Source organism: Streptomyces bullii, assembly GCF_042657145.1.
In the GTDB taxonomy this organism is placed as follows: Bacteria; Actinomycetota; Actinomycetes; order Streptomycetales; family Streptomycetaceae; genus Streptomyces; species Streptomyces bullii.
In genome coordinates, this window is sequence record NZ_JBHSNY010000009.1 from 341796 (window position 1) to 357738 (window position 15943).

A 15943-nucleotide genomic window follows, 5' to 3' on the forward strand; every position below is an offset into this window, starting at 1 on the left:
AGGTTGCGCAGAAAGCAACTCAACCGGAGGTGCGGCGATGGCGGGACCGCGTGTGGTCATCATCGGAGCGGGAGTCGTCGGCGCGGCGCTCGCGGACGAGATCTCGGCGCGGGGCTGGACCGAGGTGACCGTGGTCGACCAGGGGCCGCTCCCGGCCACCGGGGGCTCGACCTCGCACGCCCCTGGCCTGGTCTTCCAGACGAACTCCTCGAAGACCATGACGGAACTGGCCCGCTACACCGTCGAGAAGTTCTGTTCCCTCGACGTCGACGGCAAGCCCTGCTTCCTTCAGGTCGGCGGGCTCGAGGTGGCGACCACGCCGGAGCGCCTCGCCGAACTGCACCGCCGGCACGGCTGGATCACCGCCTGGGGCATCGAGTCACGGATCCTGACCGCCGACGAGTGCGTCGAGCTGCACCCGCTGGTCAACCGCGACAAGGTCCTCGGCGGCCTCCTCGTCCCGACCGACGGCCTCGCCAAGGCGGTCCTCGCCGTCGAGGCCCAGATCCGCCGGGCCACCGAGCGCGGCGTACGCTTCCTCGCCCGCCACGAGGTCCTCGACGTCCTGACGGCCGACGGCGAGGTGACGGGCGTCCGCACCGACCAGGGCGATCTGGAAGCCGACATCGTGGTGTGCTGCGCCGGCATCTGGGGCCCGAAGATCGCCCGCATGGTCGGCATGAACCTGCCGCTGACCCCGCTGGCCCACCAGCTCGCCTGGACCGGCCCCGTCCCGGCCCTCGCGGGGCAGACGGAGGAGGCGGTCCGCCCGATCCTGCGCCACCAGGACGCCGACCTCTACTACCGTGACCGCTTCGACGGCCTGGGCATCGGCTACTACGGCCACCGTCCGATGCCGATCTCCGCCGACGACATCCTCTCCGTGGACGAGGCCGACGAGATGCCGTCGATCCTGAAGTTCACCGAGGAGGACTTCGAGCCCGCCTGGACCGAGACCCAGTCCCTCCTCCCCGCCACGCAGGAGGCCAAGGTCGAGGAGGGCATCAACGGCCTGTTCTCCTTCACCACCGACAACTTCCCGCTGCTCGGCGAGTCCCCGGACGTCAAGGGCTTCTGGGTCGCCGAAGCCGTGTGGGTGACCCACTCCGCGGGCGTCGGCCGGGCCATGGCCGAGTGGCTGGTCGACGGCCACTGCTCGTCCTTCGACCTGCACGAGTGCGACGTCAACCGCTTCGAGCCGCACCAGCTGTCCCCGGAGTACGTCCTGGCCCGCGACTGCCAGAACTTCGTCGAGGTCTACGACATCCTCCACCCCCTCCAGCCGTCCGGCGACCCGCGCCCGATCCGCACCAGCCCCTTCCACTCCCGCCAGCAGGAGCTGGGCGCCTTCTTCCTGGAGGCGAACGGCTGGGAGCGCCCGCACTGGTACGAGGCCAACGCGAAGCTGGTCGAGGGCCGCTCCATCCCCACCCCGAACGACTGGGCCGCCCAGTTCTGGTCGCCCATCGTCGGCGCCGAGGCGCAGGTCACCCGCGAGACCGTCGCGATGTACGACATGACGGCCCTCAAGCGCCTGGAGGTCAGCGGCCCCGGCTCCGCCGAGTTCCTGGAGCGCCTGTGCACCGGCAAGGTCGCCAAGTCGGTCGGCTCGGTCACGTACACTCTGCTCCTCGACCACGACGGCGGCATCCGCAGTGACATCACCGTCGCCCGCCTCGCCCGCGACCTCTTCCAGGTCGGCGCCAACGGCAACCTCGACCTCGACTGGTTCACCCGCCACCTCCCCGCCGACGGCACGGTCCAGGTCCGCGACATCACCCCCGGCACCTGTTGCATCGGCCTGTGGGGCCCGCTGGCCCGCAAGGTCCTCCAGCCGCTGACGGATGAGGACTTCACCAACGACGGCCTCAAGTACTTCCGCGCCAAGCGCGCCTACATCGGCAGCGTCCCGGTGACGGCGATGCGCCTGTCGTACGTCGGTGAACTCGGCTGGGAGCTGTACACCACCGCCGACCAGGGCCTGAAACTGTGGGACACCCTGTGGCAGGCGGCGAAGCCGCTGGGCGGCGTCATCGCGGGCCGAGGCGCCTTCAACAGCCTCCGCCTGGAGAAGGGCTACCGCTCCTTCGGTACCGACATGACCTACGAGCACGACCCGTACGAGGCCGGCGTCGGCTTCGCCGTCAAGCTCGACAAGGACGACTTCATCGGCAAGGCCGCACTGGAGCGCCGCAAGGAGAACGTACGGCGGAAGCTGACCTGCCTCACGATCGACGACCCGCACGCTGTCGTCCTGGGCAAGGAGCCGGTGTACGACGGCGGCCGAGCGGTCGGCTACGTCACCAGCGCCGCCTACGGCTACACCATCGACAAGGGCATCGCGTACGCCTGGCTCCCGGCCGACCTGACCACGCCCGGCACGCCCCTGCAGATCGGCTACTTCGACCAGCGCGTCGAAGCGGTCGTCGCCGAGGAGCCCCTGTTCGACCCCACCATGTCCCGCCTCCGTGGCTGACATCCCGCGTCGACTCCGAGGGAAGGAACACCGCCGGTGAACGCACAGCTGCTCGACGGCAAGGCGACCGCCGCCGACATCCGCCGCGAACTCACGGAGCGCGTGGCGAAGTTGACGGCCACGAACGGCCGCCCGCCGGGCCTCGGCACCGTCCTGGTCGGCGACGACCCGGGCAGCCATGCCTACGTCGCCGGAAAGCACCGCGACTGCGCCCAGGCCGGCATCGCCTCCATCCGCCGGGACCTGCCCGCCGACGCCTCCCAGCAGCAGGTCGAGGAGACGATCGACGAGCTCAACGCCGACCCCGCCTGCACCGGCTACATCGTCCAGCTCCCGCTCCCGCGCCACCTGGACACCAACGCCGTACTGGAGCGCATGGACCCCGCCAAGGACGCCGACGGGCTGCACCCCGTCAACCTCGGCCGGCTCACCCTGGGCGTCGAGGCCCCGCTGCCGTGCACCCCGCGCGGCATCGTCGAGCTGCTCCGCCGCCACGAGGTGCCCTTCGCCGGGGCGAGGGTGTGCGTGATCGGTCGCGGCATCACCGTCGGACGCCCGATCGGCCTCCTCCTCACCCGCCGCTCCGAGAACGCCACCGTGACCCTGTGCCACACCGGCACCAAGGGACTTGCCTGGCACGTCCGTGAGGCGGACATCGTCATCGCCGCCGCCGGCTCGCCCGGACTGGTCACCAAGGACATGCTGCGCCCCGGCGCCGCGGTCCTGGACGTCGGCATCACCCGCACCGACCAGGGCCTGGTCGGCGACATCCACCCGGATGCCGCCCAGGTCGCCGGATGGATCGCGCCCATGCCCGGCGGCGTGGGCCCCATGACCCGGGCGATGTTGCTGGCCAACGTCGTCGAGGCCGCCGAGAGGAACGCCACCGCGATATGAACGCGCACGCCCCCAAGTACCCGCAGCATCCGCACCTCGCAGACGCCCTTTCAGAAGACGGAGACGTCCGATGAGCCCCCGCACCCCCGGCGCCGATCTCCCTGACCACCCCGACTTCCTGTGGCGTAATCCCGAGCCCAAGAAGTCGTACGACGTGGTGATCGTCGGTGGCGGCGGCCACGGCCTCGCCACCGCGCACTACCTCGCCAGGAACCACGGCATCACCAATGTCGCGGTGCTGGAGAAGGGCTGGCTCGCGGGCGGCAACATGGCCCGCAACACCACGATCATCCGCTCCAACTATCTGTGGGACGAGAGCGCCGGCATCTACGAGCACGCCCTCAAGCTCTGGGAGGGCCTGGCGGAGGAGCTCGACTACCCGATCCTCTTCTCCCAGCGCGGCGTGCTGAACCTGGCGCACAGCCTCCAGGACGTCCGCGACAGCGTGCGCCGCGTCGAGGCCAACCGCCTCAACGGTGTGGACGCGGAGTGGCTCGACGCGGACGGCGTCAAGGAAGTCTGCCCGATCGTCAACATCTCGCAGGACGTGCGCTACCCGGTCCTGGGGGCCACGTACCAGCCCCGCGCGGGCATCGCCAAGCACGACTACGTCGCCTGGGGCCTGGCCCGCTCGGCGGACGCCGCCGGGGTCGACATCATCCAGAACTGCGAGGTCACCGGCCTCGACGTGGTCGGCAACCGCGTGGTCGGTGTCCAGACCGACCTCGGCCCCATCGCGGCCGGCAAGGTGGCGCTCTGCTCGGCGGGCCACACCTCGGTCCTCGCCGCCATGGCGGGCATCGAGCTCCCCGTCCAGAGCCACCCGTTGCAGGCCCTCGTGTCGGAGCTTCTGGAGCCGGTGCACCCCACGGTCGTCATGTCCAACGCCGTCCACGTGTACGTCAGCCAGGCGCACAAGGGTGAGCTGGTCATGGGCGCGGGCATCGACGCGTACAACTCGTACACCCAGCGCGGTGCCTTCCACATCATCGAAGAGCAGATGTCGGCGGCCCTGGAGCTGTTCCCGGTCTTCGCCCGTGCCCACGTGCTGCGCACCTGGGGCGGCATCGTGGACGTCAGCCCCGACGCCTCACCGATCATCGGGCTCAGCCCCGTCGACAACCTCTATCTCAACTGCGGCTGGGGCACGGGAGGTTTCAAGGCCACCCCCGGAGTCGGCTGGGTCTACGCCCACACCATCGCCAACGACACCCCGCACGCCCTCAACGCCCCCTTCTCGCTCGACCGTTTCACCACCGGCGCGCTCGTCGACGAGCACGGCGCGGCCGCGGTGGCCCACTAGGGAGCCGAACCCATGCTGCTCATCCCCTGCCCGTGGTGCGGGCCCCGTGACGAGGCCGAGTTCCATTACGGCGGCCAGGCCCACGTGCCGTACCCGGAGGACCCGGCGTCCCTCTCCGACGAGGAGTGGGCCCGCTACCTGTTCTTCCGCGACAACCCGAAGGGCCCCTTCGCCGAGCGCTGGAGCCACACGGCGGGCTGCCGCCGCTGGTTCAACGCCGTACGGGACACGTCGACGAACGAGATCCTGACGGTGTACAGGTCGGGAGAGGAACGCCCGGCAACGCTGGAGCCGAGACCAGTTCTTTCAGCCCGTCTGGGGGTCCCCCCGCTGGGGGAGTTTGAGGACGAGGCCGTTCAGGCCGAAGGGGGGTCAGGGCGCGCAGCCCCCAGCGGGGTCGAAGGGGCGGAGCCCCTTCAGGGCGGGAAGGGTAGGGGCGGCGGGGGCGAGACCAATCCGTTCCGCCACCCCACCCGCGGCCGAATCGACCGCGACACCCCCCTCACGTTCACCTTCGACGGCACCGAATACCGAGGCTTCCGAGGCGACACCCTCGCCTCCGCCCTCCTCGCCAACGGCGTCATCCAGGCAGGCACCAGCATCAAGCTCGGCCGCCCCCGAGGCATCTTCTCCGCCGGCGTCGAAGAGCCCAACGCGGTCATCCAGATCGAGGAGCCCTTCCCGGAGCCCATGCTCCCCGCCACGACCGTCGAGCTCTACGACGGCCTCGTGGCCACCAGCCTCGCCGGCCAGGGCCGCCTCGCCACGGAACCCGACCCGGCCCGCTACGACGCCGTACACGCCCACTGCGACCTGCTGATCGTGGGCGCCGGCCCGGCCGGCCTCGCGGCAGCGGCGGCGGCAGCGAACAGCGGCGCCCGCGTCATCCTCGCCGACGACCAGCCGGAACCCGGCGGCAGCCTCCTGGGCACGGCCGAACACCTCGACTGGGTGCGGGAGGTGACCGAGCAGCTCGACGCCGCCCCCGAGGTCCGCGTCCTGCCCCGCACCACCGTCTTCGGCTACTACGACGACAACCACCTCCTCGCCGTCGAACGCCGCACCAACCACCTCGGCGCCGACGCCCCCGAGAACGTCTCCCGCGAACGTGTCTGGCGCATCCGCGCCCGCCGAGTCGTCCTCGCCACCGGCGCCCACGAGCGCTCGCTGGCCTTCGCGGACAACGACCGCCCCGGCGTGATGCTGGCCTCCTCGGCCCGCACCCACGTCAACCGCCACGGCGCCCTGCCCGGCCGCCACGCGGTCGTCTTCACGACCAACGACAGCGCGTACGCGGCGGCGCTGGACCTTGCCTCGGCCGGCCTGGCCATCGCGGCGATCGTCGACACCCGCCCCGAACCGGGCGAGTGGGCCGAGCGCGCGAGGGCGGCCGGCATCGAGGTGCTGGCCGGGCACGCCGTCACCGGCACGGAGGGCGAGGCCCGCCTCTCCGCCGTGACCGTGGCGCCGTACGGAGAGTCCGCGGGACGGCGGGAGTTCGCCGCCGACCTGCTGCTGGTCTCCGGCGGATGGAACCCGGTGGCGCACCTGTTCAGCCAGTCGGGCGGCAAGCTGCGCTACGACGACACGCTGGGCTCCTTCGTCCCCGACACCACCCGCCAGGCGGTCGAGGTCGTCGGCAGCGCGAGCGGTGCCCTCGACCCGGCCACCGTCCTGGCACAGGGCGCGGCCGCCGGTGCCCGCGCCGTCGAGGCGGAGGGCTACACCCCCGAGGCGCCGCGCCTCCCGGAGGTGCCCGCGCAGCCGCGGCAGACGCCGCCGATGCACGTGTACGTCGTCCCGGGCGACGCGGAAGGCCCCCGTTTCGTCGACCTCCAGCGCGACGTCACGGTCGACGACCTGGCCCGCGCGACCGGCGCCGGCCTGCACTCGGTAGAGCACACCAAGCGCTACACCACGGCCGGCACGGCCAACGACCAGGGCAAGACCTCCGGCGTCCTGGCCAGCGGTGTCGTCGCCGAACTGCTCGGCGTGGACATCTCGGCGCTCGGCACCACGACGTTCCGTCCGCCGTACACCCCGGTCTCCTTCGCCGCCCTCGCGGGCCGCGACCGAGGCGCGCTGAGCGACCCGGTCCGCACGACCGCTATCCACGAGTGGCACGTCGCGCACGGCGCGCTCTTCGAGAACGTCGGCCAGTGGAAGCGCCCCTGGTACTACCCGCAGGACGGCGAGGACATGGAAGCGGCTGTGCTGCGCGAATGCGCCGCCACCCGCGAGAGCGTCGGCTTCATGGACGCCTCCACGCTCGGCAAGATCGACGTACAGGGCCCGGACGCCGGCGTCTTCCTGGACCGTCTCTACACCAACATGATGAGCACCCTGAAGGTCGGCATGATCCGCTACGGCGTCATGTGCCGCCCGGACGGCATGGTCTTCGACGACGGTACGGTCATCCGCGTCGCCCCGGAGCGCTTCCTGGTCACCACGACGACGGGCAACGCCGCCGCCGTACTCGACTGGATGGAGGAGTGGCTCCAGACCGAGTGGCCCGAGCTGAAGGTCCACTGCACCTCCGTGACCGAGCAGTGGGCCACGATCGCCCTGGTCGGCCCGAAGTCCCGCGAGGTCCTCGGTTCGCTCGCGCCCCAACTCGCCGTGGCCAACGAGGACTTCCCCTTCATGGCCTGGCGGGAGACGACCGTCGCGGGCATCGAGGCCCGGGTCTGCCGGATCAGCTTCTCCGGTGAACTCGCCTTCGAGATCAACGTGTCACCGTGGCAGGCCCTCGCTCTGTGGGAGGCGGTGTACGAGGCCGGCGCCCCGTACGGCATCACCCCGTACGGTACGGAGACCATGCACGTCCTGCGTGCCGAGAAGGGCTACCCGATCATCGGCCAGGACACCGACGGCACCGTCACCCCCCAGGACCTCGGCATGAGCTGGGTGGTGTCGAAGAAGAAGCCGGACTTCATCGGCAAGCGGTCCCACGCCCGCGCCGACACGTCCCGCCCGGACCGCAAGCACCTGGTCGGCCTGCTCCCCGAGGACCCGGGGACCTTCCTCCCGGAGGGCACCCACCTGGTCGCCGACGGTGTGTTGCCGGCCCCGCCCGTCCCCATGCTCGGCCATGTCACGTCCAGCTACCGCAGCGCCGCCCTGGGCCGGACGTTCGCGCTCGCCCTGATCAAGGGCGGCCGGGACCGCATCGGCGAGCGGCTGTACGCCCCCGTCGGTGACCAACTGGTGCCGGTGACCGTGGCCAGCCCTGTCCTCTACGACCCCGAGGGAGCACGCCGCGATGGCTGAGACCGCCCTTACCGCCCCGCTCCGCAGCCCGCTGTCGCGCGTCACCGACCGTCTGGCCACCGCGACCCACGCGTCCGGGGGTGCGATCCGGCTGGCCGAACTTCCCTTCCTGGCCCAGCTCAACGTGCGTCTGGACGCCAAGGGAGCCGCGGCGGAAGCCGTCGGGCTGACCCTGGACCTGCAACTGCCGCTCCAGCCCAACACCGTAGTCCGCGCGGGGGAGTTGACCGCGCTGTGGCTCGGCCCGGACGAGTGGCTGCTGGTGGGACCGCCGGGCAGCGAGCGGGACCTGGAGAGCCGGATCCGGGAGGCCGCGGGCGCCGAGCCCGTCTCGGTCACCGACGTCTCCGCGCAGCGCACCACGCTCCTGGTCTCGGGCCCTCGCGCCCAGGACCTGCTGGCCCACGGCTGTCCGCTGGACCTGCATCCGCGGGTCTTCGGCGCCGGACGCTGCGCCCAGACGACGCTGGGCCGCACACAGGTCGTCCTGGTCGCCCGGGACGAACCGAGGGCCGGATTCTGGGTTCTGGTGCGCTCGACGTTCGCCGGCTATCTGGCGGACTGGTTGCTCGACGCGGCGACGGAATACGTCTGAGCGTCCTGGGCGGGTTGTCCCGTCCCCCCTGTGGCAGCTCCCCCGAGGAGCTCCCACAGGGCTTTGTGCCGCACGTCTCTTCACATGCTTCGAAGGCTGGACCCTGTGACCGTCACGGCTGACACCACCACCCCACTGCACCCGGGGATGCCCGCACTCCACCCGGACGGGCTGCCCGCACCCGGCCGGACGCTGGTCATGGGCGTCGTGAACGTCACCCCGGACTCGTTCTCCGACGGCGGGCTGTCGTTCGCAGCGGACGCGGCCGTCGCGCACGGGCTCGCGCTGCTCGAACAGGGCGCGGACATCGTGGACGTGGGCGGTGAGTCGACCCGCCCCGGCGCGGTACGCCCGCCGGTCGAGGAGGAACTGCGACGCGTCCTGCCCGTCGTCCGGGAGCTCGCCGCGGCGGGCGCGATCGTGAGTGTGGACACCATGCGGGCCGAGGTCGCCGCACGCGCGCTGGACGCGGGTGCGCGGCTGGTCAACGACGTCTCAGGGGGCCTTGCCGACCCCGCGATGCTGCCGTTGATGGCCCGGGCGGGGACGCCCTACGTCGTCATGCACTGGCGTGGACACTCCGCCGGAATGCAGGCGCACGCGGTCTACGACGACGTCGTCACCGATGTGCTCGACGAGTTGCGCCTCAGAATCGACGCCGCGCTGGAGGCGGGCATAGCGCCCGGCTGTCTGGTCGTCGACCCCGGGCTGGGCTTCGCCAAGACGCCCGACCACAACTGGGAGCTCCTGGGGTGCCTCGGGGACGTCATGGCCCTCGGCCACCCCGTCCTCGTGGGCGCGTCACGCAAGTCGTTCCTGGGCAGTCTGCTGGCCGACCGGGCGACGGGACAACCCCGCCCCGCGCGGCTGCGCGACGCCGCCACCACCGCCGTGTCCGTGCTCGCCGCCGCGCAGGGGATCTGGTGCCTGCGCGTGCACGATGTCGCCTCCACGGCCGACGCGGTACGCGTGACGGCCCGCTGGGGCGTCGAGGCGGCGGCCTCGACCCGGTCACCGCTGGGCTGAGCCTCCTTGTGCAGTTCGGCCCAGGTAACCCATCCGGCGGCTGACCTCCTCCGCGCCCCGGATCAGCGCAGGTGCGAGCTCGTGGATGCGTTCCTCGGTGAAGCGGTACGTGGGGCCCGAAGCGCTGAGGGCGGCGATCACCTCGCCGTCGCGGGAGCGGATCGGGGCGGCCATGGCGTGCAACCCGATCTCGAGTTCCTCCAGCGCCACCGCATACCCCCGCTTCCGCGCCTCGGCGAGATCCTTCTCCAGCTTCGCCCTGGCGGTCAGGGTGTGCGGCGTCAGCTTCTGCGTCCCCGAAGCCGCGAGCACGTCGGCGCGCTCCTTCTCCGAGAGGTGGGCCAGGAGTATCTTGCCGCTGGACGTGGCGTGCAACGGGGTCAGCTGCCCGACCCAGTTGTGCGTGCCGACCGCGCCCGGGCCGCGCACCTGGTAGAGGTTGACGGCGTAGTGCTCCTGCAGGACCGCGATGTTGACCGTCTCGCCGATCTCCTCGCTGAGTCGCTCGCACACCGGCCGGCCCTGCTGGGTGATGTCCAGGCGCCCCGTGACCGCGCCGGCCAGGCGCACGATCCCGAAGCCCAGCCGGTACTTGCCCCGTTCGGCGGTCTGCTCGACCAGGCCACGCGCCTCCAGGGCCCCGAGCAGACGGAACGCGGTCGACTTGTGCACGTCGATCTCGGCGGCCACCTCGCTGACGCCCGCCTCGCCGCGCTGGGCGAGGATCTCCAGGACGCTGACGGCGCGGTCGACGGACTGCACGCCGTTCACCGAGGTACCTGTTGTTTCGCTATCTGCGGCGTAGTTGCTCATAGCGCAACTATACGCATTCCTCGGTGCGTCACGGGGGGCCGCGGCGACCGGGCAGAAGGCCGGTTGGGTACTTGCTGCCGACAGTCTCCGCGCACTCTAGGGGTGTCCGTTCCTCAGCGGAAGACGACCGTGCAGTTCCCGTTGACCGGCACACGGCTCTCGCTGTGCCACCCGACGGCGCGGGCGGGCACCTGTGCCTCACCGTCACGGCCGATGGTCACCAGCTCGTCGGGGCCGCGCGAGTGGTCCACGCGGACCACGTCCTGCTCGATGATCGGGCCTTCGTTCAGGTTGGGCATGTCCGTGGATGGGCGACGTCGTGTCAGTGGGTGTCGGGCGTCCGTTTTCCGCCGGGATGGCAACTTCGCTCGGCCAACCCCTTGACAGTGAGTGTCCGCAGGGAGACAGTTTTGGTCGATCGTTGCTTATAGCGAAGAGAGTTGCGCAATACACAACCGATGGCCGCGCTCGGCCCCGGGCAGCGGGCTCCGCCCGGGCCCGGGGAACCTCTCTCCCTCCCTCGTCGATCGCTCCGGGGAGCGATCGATGTCCCCCGCCGTCCAGAACATCAGGCCGAAGATCCCGAAGATCGCATTCGGCCGTCCCCTCGACGAGGAGATCGACCGTGACACACGAGGTACGCGCCGTCGTCGCCCGGCAGAAGGGCGCACCGGTCTCGGTGGAGACCATCCTGGTGCCGAACCCCGGCCCCGGTGAGGCGCTGGTGCGGGTGCAGGCCTGCGGCGTGTGCCACACCGACCTGCACTACCGCGAGGGCGGGATCAACGACGAGTTCCCCTTCCTGCTCGGCCACGAGGCGGCGGGTGTCGTCGAGGCGGTCGGCGAGGGCGTCACCGACGTCGCGCCCGGCGACTTCGTCATCCTCAACTGGCGTGGCGTCTGCGGCGCTTGCCGGGCCTGCAGCAAGGGCAAGCCGTGGTACTGCTTCGCCACCCACAACGCCACGCAGCCGATGACCCTCGCCGGCACCCCGCTCTCCCCGGCCCTCGGCATCGGCGCTTTCGCTGAGAAGACCCTGGTCGCCGCCGGCCAGTGCACCAAGGTCGACCCGGCCGCCTCGCCCGCCGCGGCCGGTCTGCTCGGCTGCGGGGTGATGGCCGGGTTCGGTGCCGCGGTCAACACCGGCGGTGTCGGCCGCGGTGACTCGATCGCGGTGATCGGCTGCGGCGGCGTGGGCATGGCAGCGATCGCGGGCGCCAAGGTGGCCGGCGCCTCCCGCATCATTGCCGTGGACGTCGACGAGCGGAAGCTCAAGTGGGCCGAGCAGTTCGGCGCCACCGACACCGTCGACTCCTCCAGGACCGACGCCGTCGAGGCGATCCGTGAACTCACCGGCGGCTTCGGCGCCGACGTCGTCGTGGACGCGGTCGGCCGCCCCGAGACCTTCGAGCAGGCCTTCTACGCCCGCGACCTGGCCGGTACCGCCGTCCTGGTCGGCGTCCCCACCCCGGAGCTGACCCTCGACCTGCCCCTGCTGGACCTCTTCGGCCGCGGCGGGGCGCTGAAGTCCTCCTGGTACGGCGACTGCCTGCCCTCCCGGGACTTCCCCGCCCTGATCGACCTCTACCTCCAGGCTCGCTTCGACCTGGGCGAGTTCGTCACCGAGACGATCACCCTGGACGACGTGGAGGCCGCGTTCGCCAAGATGCACCACGGCGACGTCCTGCGCTCGGTAGTGGTGCTGTGACCGCGCGCATCGAACGCCTCGTCACCTCCGGCACCTTCGAACTGGACGGCGGCAGCTGGCAGGTCGGCAACAACGTCTGGCTCAACGGCGTCGACGACGAGTTCCTCGGCGTCGACGCCGCCCACGACCCCGGCCTGATCGCCGCCGCTGTCGGCGACCGGCGCCTGGTTGCCGTCGTGTGCACCCAGGCCCACAGCGACCACGTGAGCGCCGCCCCGGCCCTGGCCGCCCGCTACGGTGCGCCGATCGAGCACAACCCCTACGAGGCCGGTCTCGGCTTCGCCGTCCGCCGCACCAAGGAACACTTCACCGGCAGGGCCGCGCTGGAGGGCATCGACGACGAGACGGTCACCCGTCGCCTCACCCCGCTGGTCACCTCGCCGCCCGCGGCCAGCGCGTGCTCGGCATCGAACGCTTCGGCCCGGCCCACAACCTCGGCTCCAGCCACGGCGGTTCCCGTATCTACCGGCAGGCCTACTTCGAGGACCCGGCCTACGTACCGGTGCTGCTGCGCGCCCGCGAACCGTGGGAGAAGCCCGCCGTCGACTCCGGGCGCGAGGTCTTCACCGAGACCGGCGATCTCATGATCGGCCGCGAGGACAGCGAGGCCTTGGCCGGCACCCTGCGCAGCGCCCACGAGTGGGGCCTGGCCCACGAGGCCCTGGGCGCCGCCGACATCCCGCGTGGGCGCCGAAGCTGCTCGCCGACCTCGGCGTGCGCGTCACGGTGGAGCGCCAGGTCATGTACTGGTTCCAACCCGAGGGCGGAGTCCGCCCGCTCAGCGCCGAACGGCACTCCGTCTACCTCCGGGAGGACCCTGACGGCACCCAGATCTACGGCTTCCCCTCACTCGACGGCCCGGACGGCGGCGCCACAGTCGCCTTCTTCCGCAAGGGCGGCCCCTGCGACCCCGACCATCTCGACCGCCGGATCCACCCGGACGAGATCGTGGCCATGGCCGACTACCTGCGCCCGCGCATCCCGACCCTGCCCGGCCGCTTCCTGAAGGGGGCGGGCCTGCATGTACGCCAACACCCCGGACGAGCACTTCGTCCTCGCCCGGCACCCTGAACATGCGCAGGTGATCGTGGCCTGCGGCTTCTCCGGCCACGGGTTCAAGTTCGTCCCCGTCATCGGCGAGATCCTCGCCGACCTTGCCATCGAAGGCACCACCGACCACCCCATTGCCCTGTTCGATCCCCGCCGCGTGCGCGTCTGACATCTTCCGAAGGTGACACGATGACCATCACGAACCTGCCGCCCAGCCTGATCCCCACGCTGTCCGGCGAGTACTACACCGCCCCCGAGGTCTTCGCCCAGGAGCAGGAGCGGGTCTTCGAGGCCATGTGGTTCTGCGTGGCCCGCGCCGCCGAGCTGGACAAGCCCGGCGCTTTCCGCACCTACCAGGTGGGCCGCGAGAGCGTGCTGATCTCCCGCTCGAGGGACGGCTCGATCAAGGCGTTCCTCAACATCTGCCGGCACCGCGGCGCCAAGCTCTGCACCGAGGAGTCCGGCGAGGTCAAGCGCGCCTTCCAGTGTCCGTACCACGCCTGGACCTACGGCCTGGACGGCAAGCTGGTCGCCGCGCCCAACCTGACCTCGATGCCGGACATCGACCGGACCGAGTACGGCCTGATCAACGTCCACGTGCGGGAGTGGCTCGGCTATGTGTGGGTGTGCCTCGCCGACGAGCCGCCGTCCTTCGAGGCGGACGTGCTGGGCGCGGTCGTCGAGCGGCTCGGAGACGTCGAGTCGATCGAGCGCTACGGCATCGAGAACCTCTCCGTCGGCAAGCGCATCACGTACGACGTGAAGGCGAACTGGAAGCTCATCATCGAGAACTTCATGGAGTGCTACCACTGCGCCACCATCCACCCCGAACTCACCGAAGTGCTGCCGGAGTTCGCGGACGGCTATGCGGCCCAGTACTACGTCGGCCACGGTGCCGAGTTCGGTGAGGAGATCCAGGGCTTCACCGTCGACGGCTCCGAGGGCCTGGACCGCATCCCGGGCGTCGCCGAGGACCAGGACCGCCGCTACTACGCGATCACCGTCCGGCCGCAGGTCTTCATCAACCTGGTGCCCGACCATGTGATCTTCCACCGGATGTACCCGATGGCACCCGACCGCACGGTCGTCGAGTGTGACTGGCTGTACCTGCCGCACGTCGTGGAGAGCGGCAAGGACGTGGAGCGTTCGGTGGAGCTGTTCCACCGGGTCAACCAGCAGGACTTCGACGCCTGTGAGCGCACCCAGCCGGCGATGAGCTCGAAGGCGTACGTCAAGGGCGGCGTGCTGGTGCCCAGCGAGCATCACATCGGCGAGTTCCACACCTGGCTGCAGAACAAGCTCGGGGTTAGCGCCACACACTGACCCGCCCCACCCCCGGTACCGCCCGTCCACCTGCTGTTGCGGCCCCTCCGGCAGGTGGACGGGCCATTGGGCTGTCATGGACGAACCCGGGATCCGTCCCGGCCGAGGTTGCGTAATGCGCAACGTCGAGCATCATCGGAAATTGATAGGTGACGCCTCCCTTGACAATGCCCGCACCGCGCGGAAAGCATGTTGCGTATAGCGATTGTCGTTGTGTCATGTGAGACACCCCGTCTGGAGCCGGCATGAGGAGCATCACCGTCGTCGGAGCGTCGCTGGCAGGCCTGAGCACGGTCCGCGCGCTGCGCGCAGAGGGCTACGACGGCGAGATCGTCGTCGTGGGGGAGGAGCGCCACGCTCCCTACGACCGCCCGCCGCTGTCCAAGGACTTCCTCAAGGGCGACATCGACGCCGAGGGACTCGCGCTCGGCGACGCGGACGAGTACGAGGTCCTGGACGCGCAGTGGCTGCTCGGCGAGCGCGCCGTACGGCTCGACCCCGCCGCCCGCACCGTCACCCTGGCCGGAGGACGGCATGTACGCACCGACGGCATCGTCATCGCGACCGGCGCCACCCCCCGCACCCTCCCCGGCACGGACGGGCTGGCGGGCGTCCACACCCTGCGCACCCTGGAGGACGCCCAGGCCCTGCGCGCCGAACTGCTCGACGGCCTGCCCCGCGTCGTCGTCATCGGCGCCGGGTTCATCGGCGCCGAGGTGGCCTCCACCGCGCACCGGCTCGGACTGCACGTCACCGTCGTCGAGGCGCTCCCCGTACCCCTGGAGCGTCAACTCGGACGCGAGATGGGGCTGGTGGTCTCCTCGCTGCACAGCGATCACGGGGTCCGGCTGCAGTGCGGAACCGGCGTGGCGGAACTGATCGGCGAGGGCCGGGTCACGGGCGTACGGCTGGCGGACGGGCGGCTGCTGCCCGCCGACATCGTCGTGGCCGGCGTGGGCGTGCGGCCCAACACCGACTGGCTCGTCGGCTCCGGTGTGCACGTGGACGACGGCGTGATGTGCGACGCCGGCTGCTCGACCGGTGCCCCGGGCGTGGTCGCCGTGGGTGACGTCGCCCGCTGCCCCCACCCGTTCACGGGACGGCACGCCCGCATCGAGCACTGGAACAACGCCACCGAGCAGGCGAAGACCGCCGCTCGCACGCTGCTGACCGGTGTGCCGGCCGAGGCCCCGCTCACCCCGCCGTACTTCTGGTCCGACCAGTACCAGGTACGCATCCAGGTCGCCGGATACGTCGCGCCGGGCGCCGAACCCGAGGTCGTCGAGGGCGACATCGACAGCCGCACCTTCACCGCCGTCTACCGGCGCGAGGGCACCCCCGTCGCCGTGCTCTCCCTCAACCAGCCGAAGGTGTTCAACCGGCTGCGCCGCACCCTCGTCCCCGCCGCCGCGGCCGTCGTGTCATGAGCTCCGCGCCCCAACTCTCCCTGGAGACCGCGGGGAAGACCGCCCCGAGGGAATC

At 71.0% G+C, this 15943-nt stretch carries 13 protein-coding genes and 1 pseudogene; 12 read left to right on the forward strand and 2 right to left on the reverse strand.

Annotation, left to right across the window (positions count from 1 at the left end):
- Positions 1-37 precede the first annotated feature (37 nt).
- The 6 genes from ACFPZJ_RS26610 (at position 38) to folP (ending at position 9567) form a co-directional block, all read left to right on the forward strand.
- Complete coding sequence (locus tag ACFPZJ_RS26610) at positions 38-2476, forward strand: GcvT family protein (protein WP_381026442.1); 2439 nt, start codon at positions 38-40, stop codon at positions 2474-2476.
- A 36-nt stretch (positions 2477-2512) separates the two neighbouring features.
- Positions 2513-3373 (forward strand): bifunctional methylenetetrahydrofolate dehydrogenase/methenyltetrahydrofolate cyclohydrolase, encoded by an 861-nt coding sequence (locus ACFPZJ_RS26615; RefSeq protein ID WP_381026444.1) that lies wholly within the window; start codon positions 2513-2515, stop codon positions 3371-3373.
- Between the two features lie 70 nt (positions 3374-3443).
- A complete protein-coding gene (locus tag ACFPZJ_RS26620) occupies positions 3444-4676 on the forward strand; it encodes a sarcosine oxidase subunit beta family protein (protein ID WP_381026447.1) in 1233 nt (410 codons plus the stop codon).
- 12 nt (positions 4677-4688) lie between these two features.
- Positions 4689-7946, forward strand: coding sequence for a sarcosine oxidase subunit alpha family protein (locus ACFPZJ_RS26625; protein WP_381026448.1), 3258 nt, complete (start codon positions 4689-4691; stop codon positions 7944-7946).
- Complete coding sequence (locus ACFPZJ_RS26630) at positions 7939-8541, forward strand: sarcosine oxidase subunit gamma (RefSeq protein ID WP_381026450.1); 603 nt, start codon at positions 7939-7941, stop codon at positions 8539-8541. Before ACFPZJ_RS26625 ends, ACFPZJ_RS26630 begins: the two co-directional genes overlap by 8 nt.
- A 147-nt stretch (positions 8542-8688) precedes the next feature.
- On the forward strand, positions 8689-9567 hold the full coding sequence (gene folP, locus ACFPZJ_RS26635; RefSeq protein WP_381026700.1) for a dihydropteroate synthase: 879 nt from the start codon (positions 8689-8691) through the stop codon (positions 9565-9567).
- Here the strand turns inward: folP and ACFPZJ_RS26640 are convergent.
- Both ACFPZJ_RS26640 and purU read right to left on the reverse strand, forming a co-directional pair.
- Positions 9553-10380, reverse strand: coding sequence for an IclR family transcriptional regulator (locus tag ACFPZJ_RS26640; protein WP_381026453.1), 828 nt, complete (start codon positions 10378-10380; stop codon positions 9553-9555). The genes folP and ACFPZJ_RS26640 overlap by 15 nt on opposite strands.
- Positions 10381-10493: 113 nt before the next feature.
- Positions 10494-10676, reverse strand: a pseudogene (gene purU, locus ACFPZJ_RS26645) (formyltetrahydrofolate deformylase); the annotation flags it as partial.
- A gap of 329 nt (positions 10677-11005) precedes the next feature.
- Here purU and ACFPZJ_RS26650 point away from each other — a divergent pair.
- The 6 genes from ACFPZJ_RS26650 (at position 11006) to ACFPZJ_RS26675 (ending at position 15888) form a co-directional block, all read left to right on the forward strand.
- A complete protein-coding gene (locus ACFPZJ_RS26650; protein ID WP_381026456.1) occupies positions 11006-12088 on the forward strand; it encodes an S-(hydroxymethyl)mycothiol dehydrogenase in 1083 nt (360 codons plus the stop codon).
- Entirely contained in the window at positions 12085-12675 is a 591-nt protein-coding gene (locus ACFPZJ_RS26655) for an MBL fold metallo-hydrolase (protein ID WP_381026458.1), read from the forward strand. Before ACFPZJ_RS26650 ends, ACFPZJ_RS26655 begins: the two co-directional genes overlap by 4 nt.
- A 154-nt stretch (positions 12676-12829) precedes the next feature.
- The gene (locus tag ACFPZJ_RS26660) at positions 12830-13159 is read left to right on the forward strand and encodes an N-methyl-L-tryptophan oxidase family protein (protein ID WP_381026461.1); all 330 of its coding nucleotides are present in this window, start codon (positions 12830-12832) and stop codon (positions 13157-13159) included.
- On the forward strand, positions 13110-13307 hold the full coding sequence (locus tag ACFPZJ_RS26665) for an FAD-dependent oxidoreductase (protein ID WP_381026463.1): 198 nt from the start codon (positions 13110-13112) through the stop codon (positions 13305-13307). The genes ACFPZJ_RS26660 and ACFPZJ_RS26665 overlap by 50 nt, the downstream gene beginning before the upstream one ends.
- A gap of 20 nt (positions 13308-13327) precedes the next feature.
- Entirely contained in the window at positions 13328-14461 is a 1134-nt protein-coding gene (locus tag ACFPZJ_RS26670) for an aromatic ring-hydroxylating oxygenase subunit alpha (protein ID WP_381026465.1), read from the forward strand.
- Between the two features lie 245 nt (positions 14462-14706).
- Complete coding sequence (locus tag ACFPZJ_RS26675) at positions 14707-15888, forward strand: NAD(P)/FAD-dependent oxidoreductase (protein ID WP_381026468.1); 1182 nt, start codon at positions 14707-14709, stop codon at positions 15886-15888.
- Positions 15889-15943 lie beyond the last annotated feature (55 nt).

What these genes read in the sequence shown, in the direction of transcription:
- ACFPZJ_RS26610 (WP_381026442.1), top strand. Translation starts at nt 38, where the DNA reads ATGGCGGGACCGCGTGTGGTCATCATCGGAGCGGGAGTCGTCGGCGCG.
- ACFPZJ_RS26620 (WP_381026447.1), top strand. Translation starts at nt 3,444, where the DNA reads ATGAGCCCCCGCACCCCCGGCGCCGATCTCCCTGACCACCCCGACTTC.
- ACFPZJ_RS26625 (WP_381026448.1), top strand. Translation starts at nt 4,689, where the DNA reads ATGCTGCTCATCCCCTGCCCGTGGTGCGGGCCCCGTGACGAGGCCGAG.
- ACFPZJ_RS26630 (WP_381026450.1), top strand. Translation starts at nt 7,939, where the DNA reads ATGGCTGAGACCGCCCTTACCGCCCCGCTCCGCAGCCCGCTGTCGCGC.
- folP (WP_381026700.1), top strand. Translation starts at nt 8,689, where the DNA reads ATGCCCGCACTCCACCCGGACGGGCTGCCCGCACCCGGCCGGACGCTG.
- ACFPZJ_RS26640 (WP_381026453.1), bottom strand. Translation starts at nt 10,380, where the DNA reads ATGAGCAACTACGCCGCAGATAGCGAAACAACAGGTACCTCGGTGAAC.
- ACFPZJ_RS26660 (WP_381026461.1), top strand. Translation starts at nt 12,830, where the DNA reads ATGTACTGGTTCCAACCCGAGGGCGGAGTCCGCCCGCTCAGCGCCGAA.
- ACFPZJ_RS26665 (WP_381026463.1), top strand. Translation starts at nt 13,110, where the DNA reads ATGTACGCCAACACCCCGGACGAGCACTTCGTCCTCGCCCGGCACCCT.
- ACFPZJ_RS26670 (WP_381026465.1), top strand. Translation starts at nt 13,328, where the DNA reads ATGACCATCACGAACCTGCCGCCCAGCCTGATCCCCACGCTGTCCGGC.
- ACFPZJ_RS26675 (WP_381026468.1), top strand. Translation starts at nt 14,707, where the DNA reads ATGAGGAGCATCACCGTCGTCGGAGCGTCGCTGGCAGGCCTGAGCACG.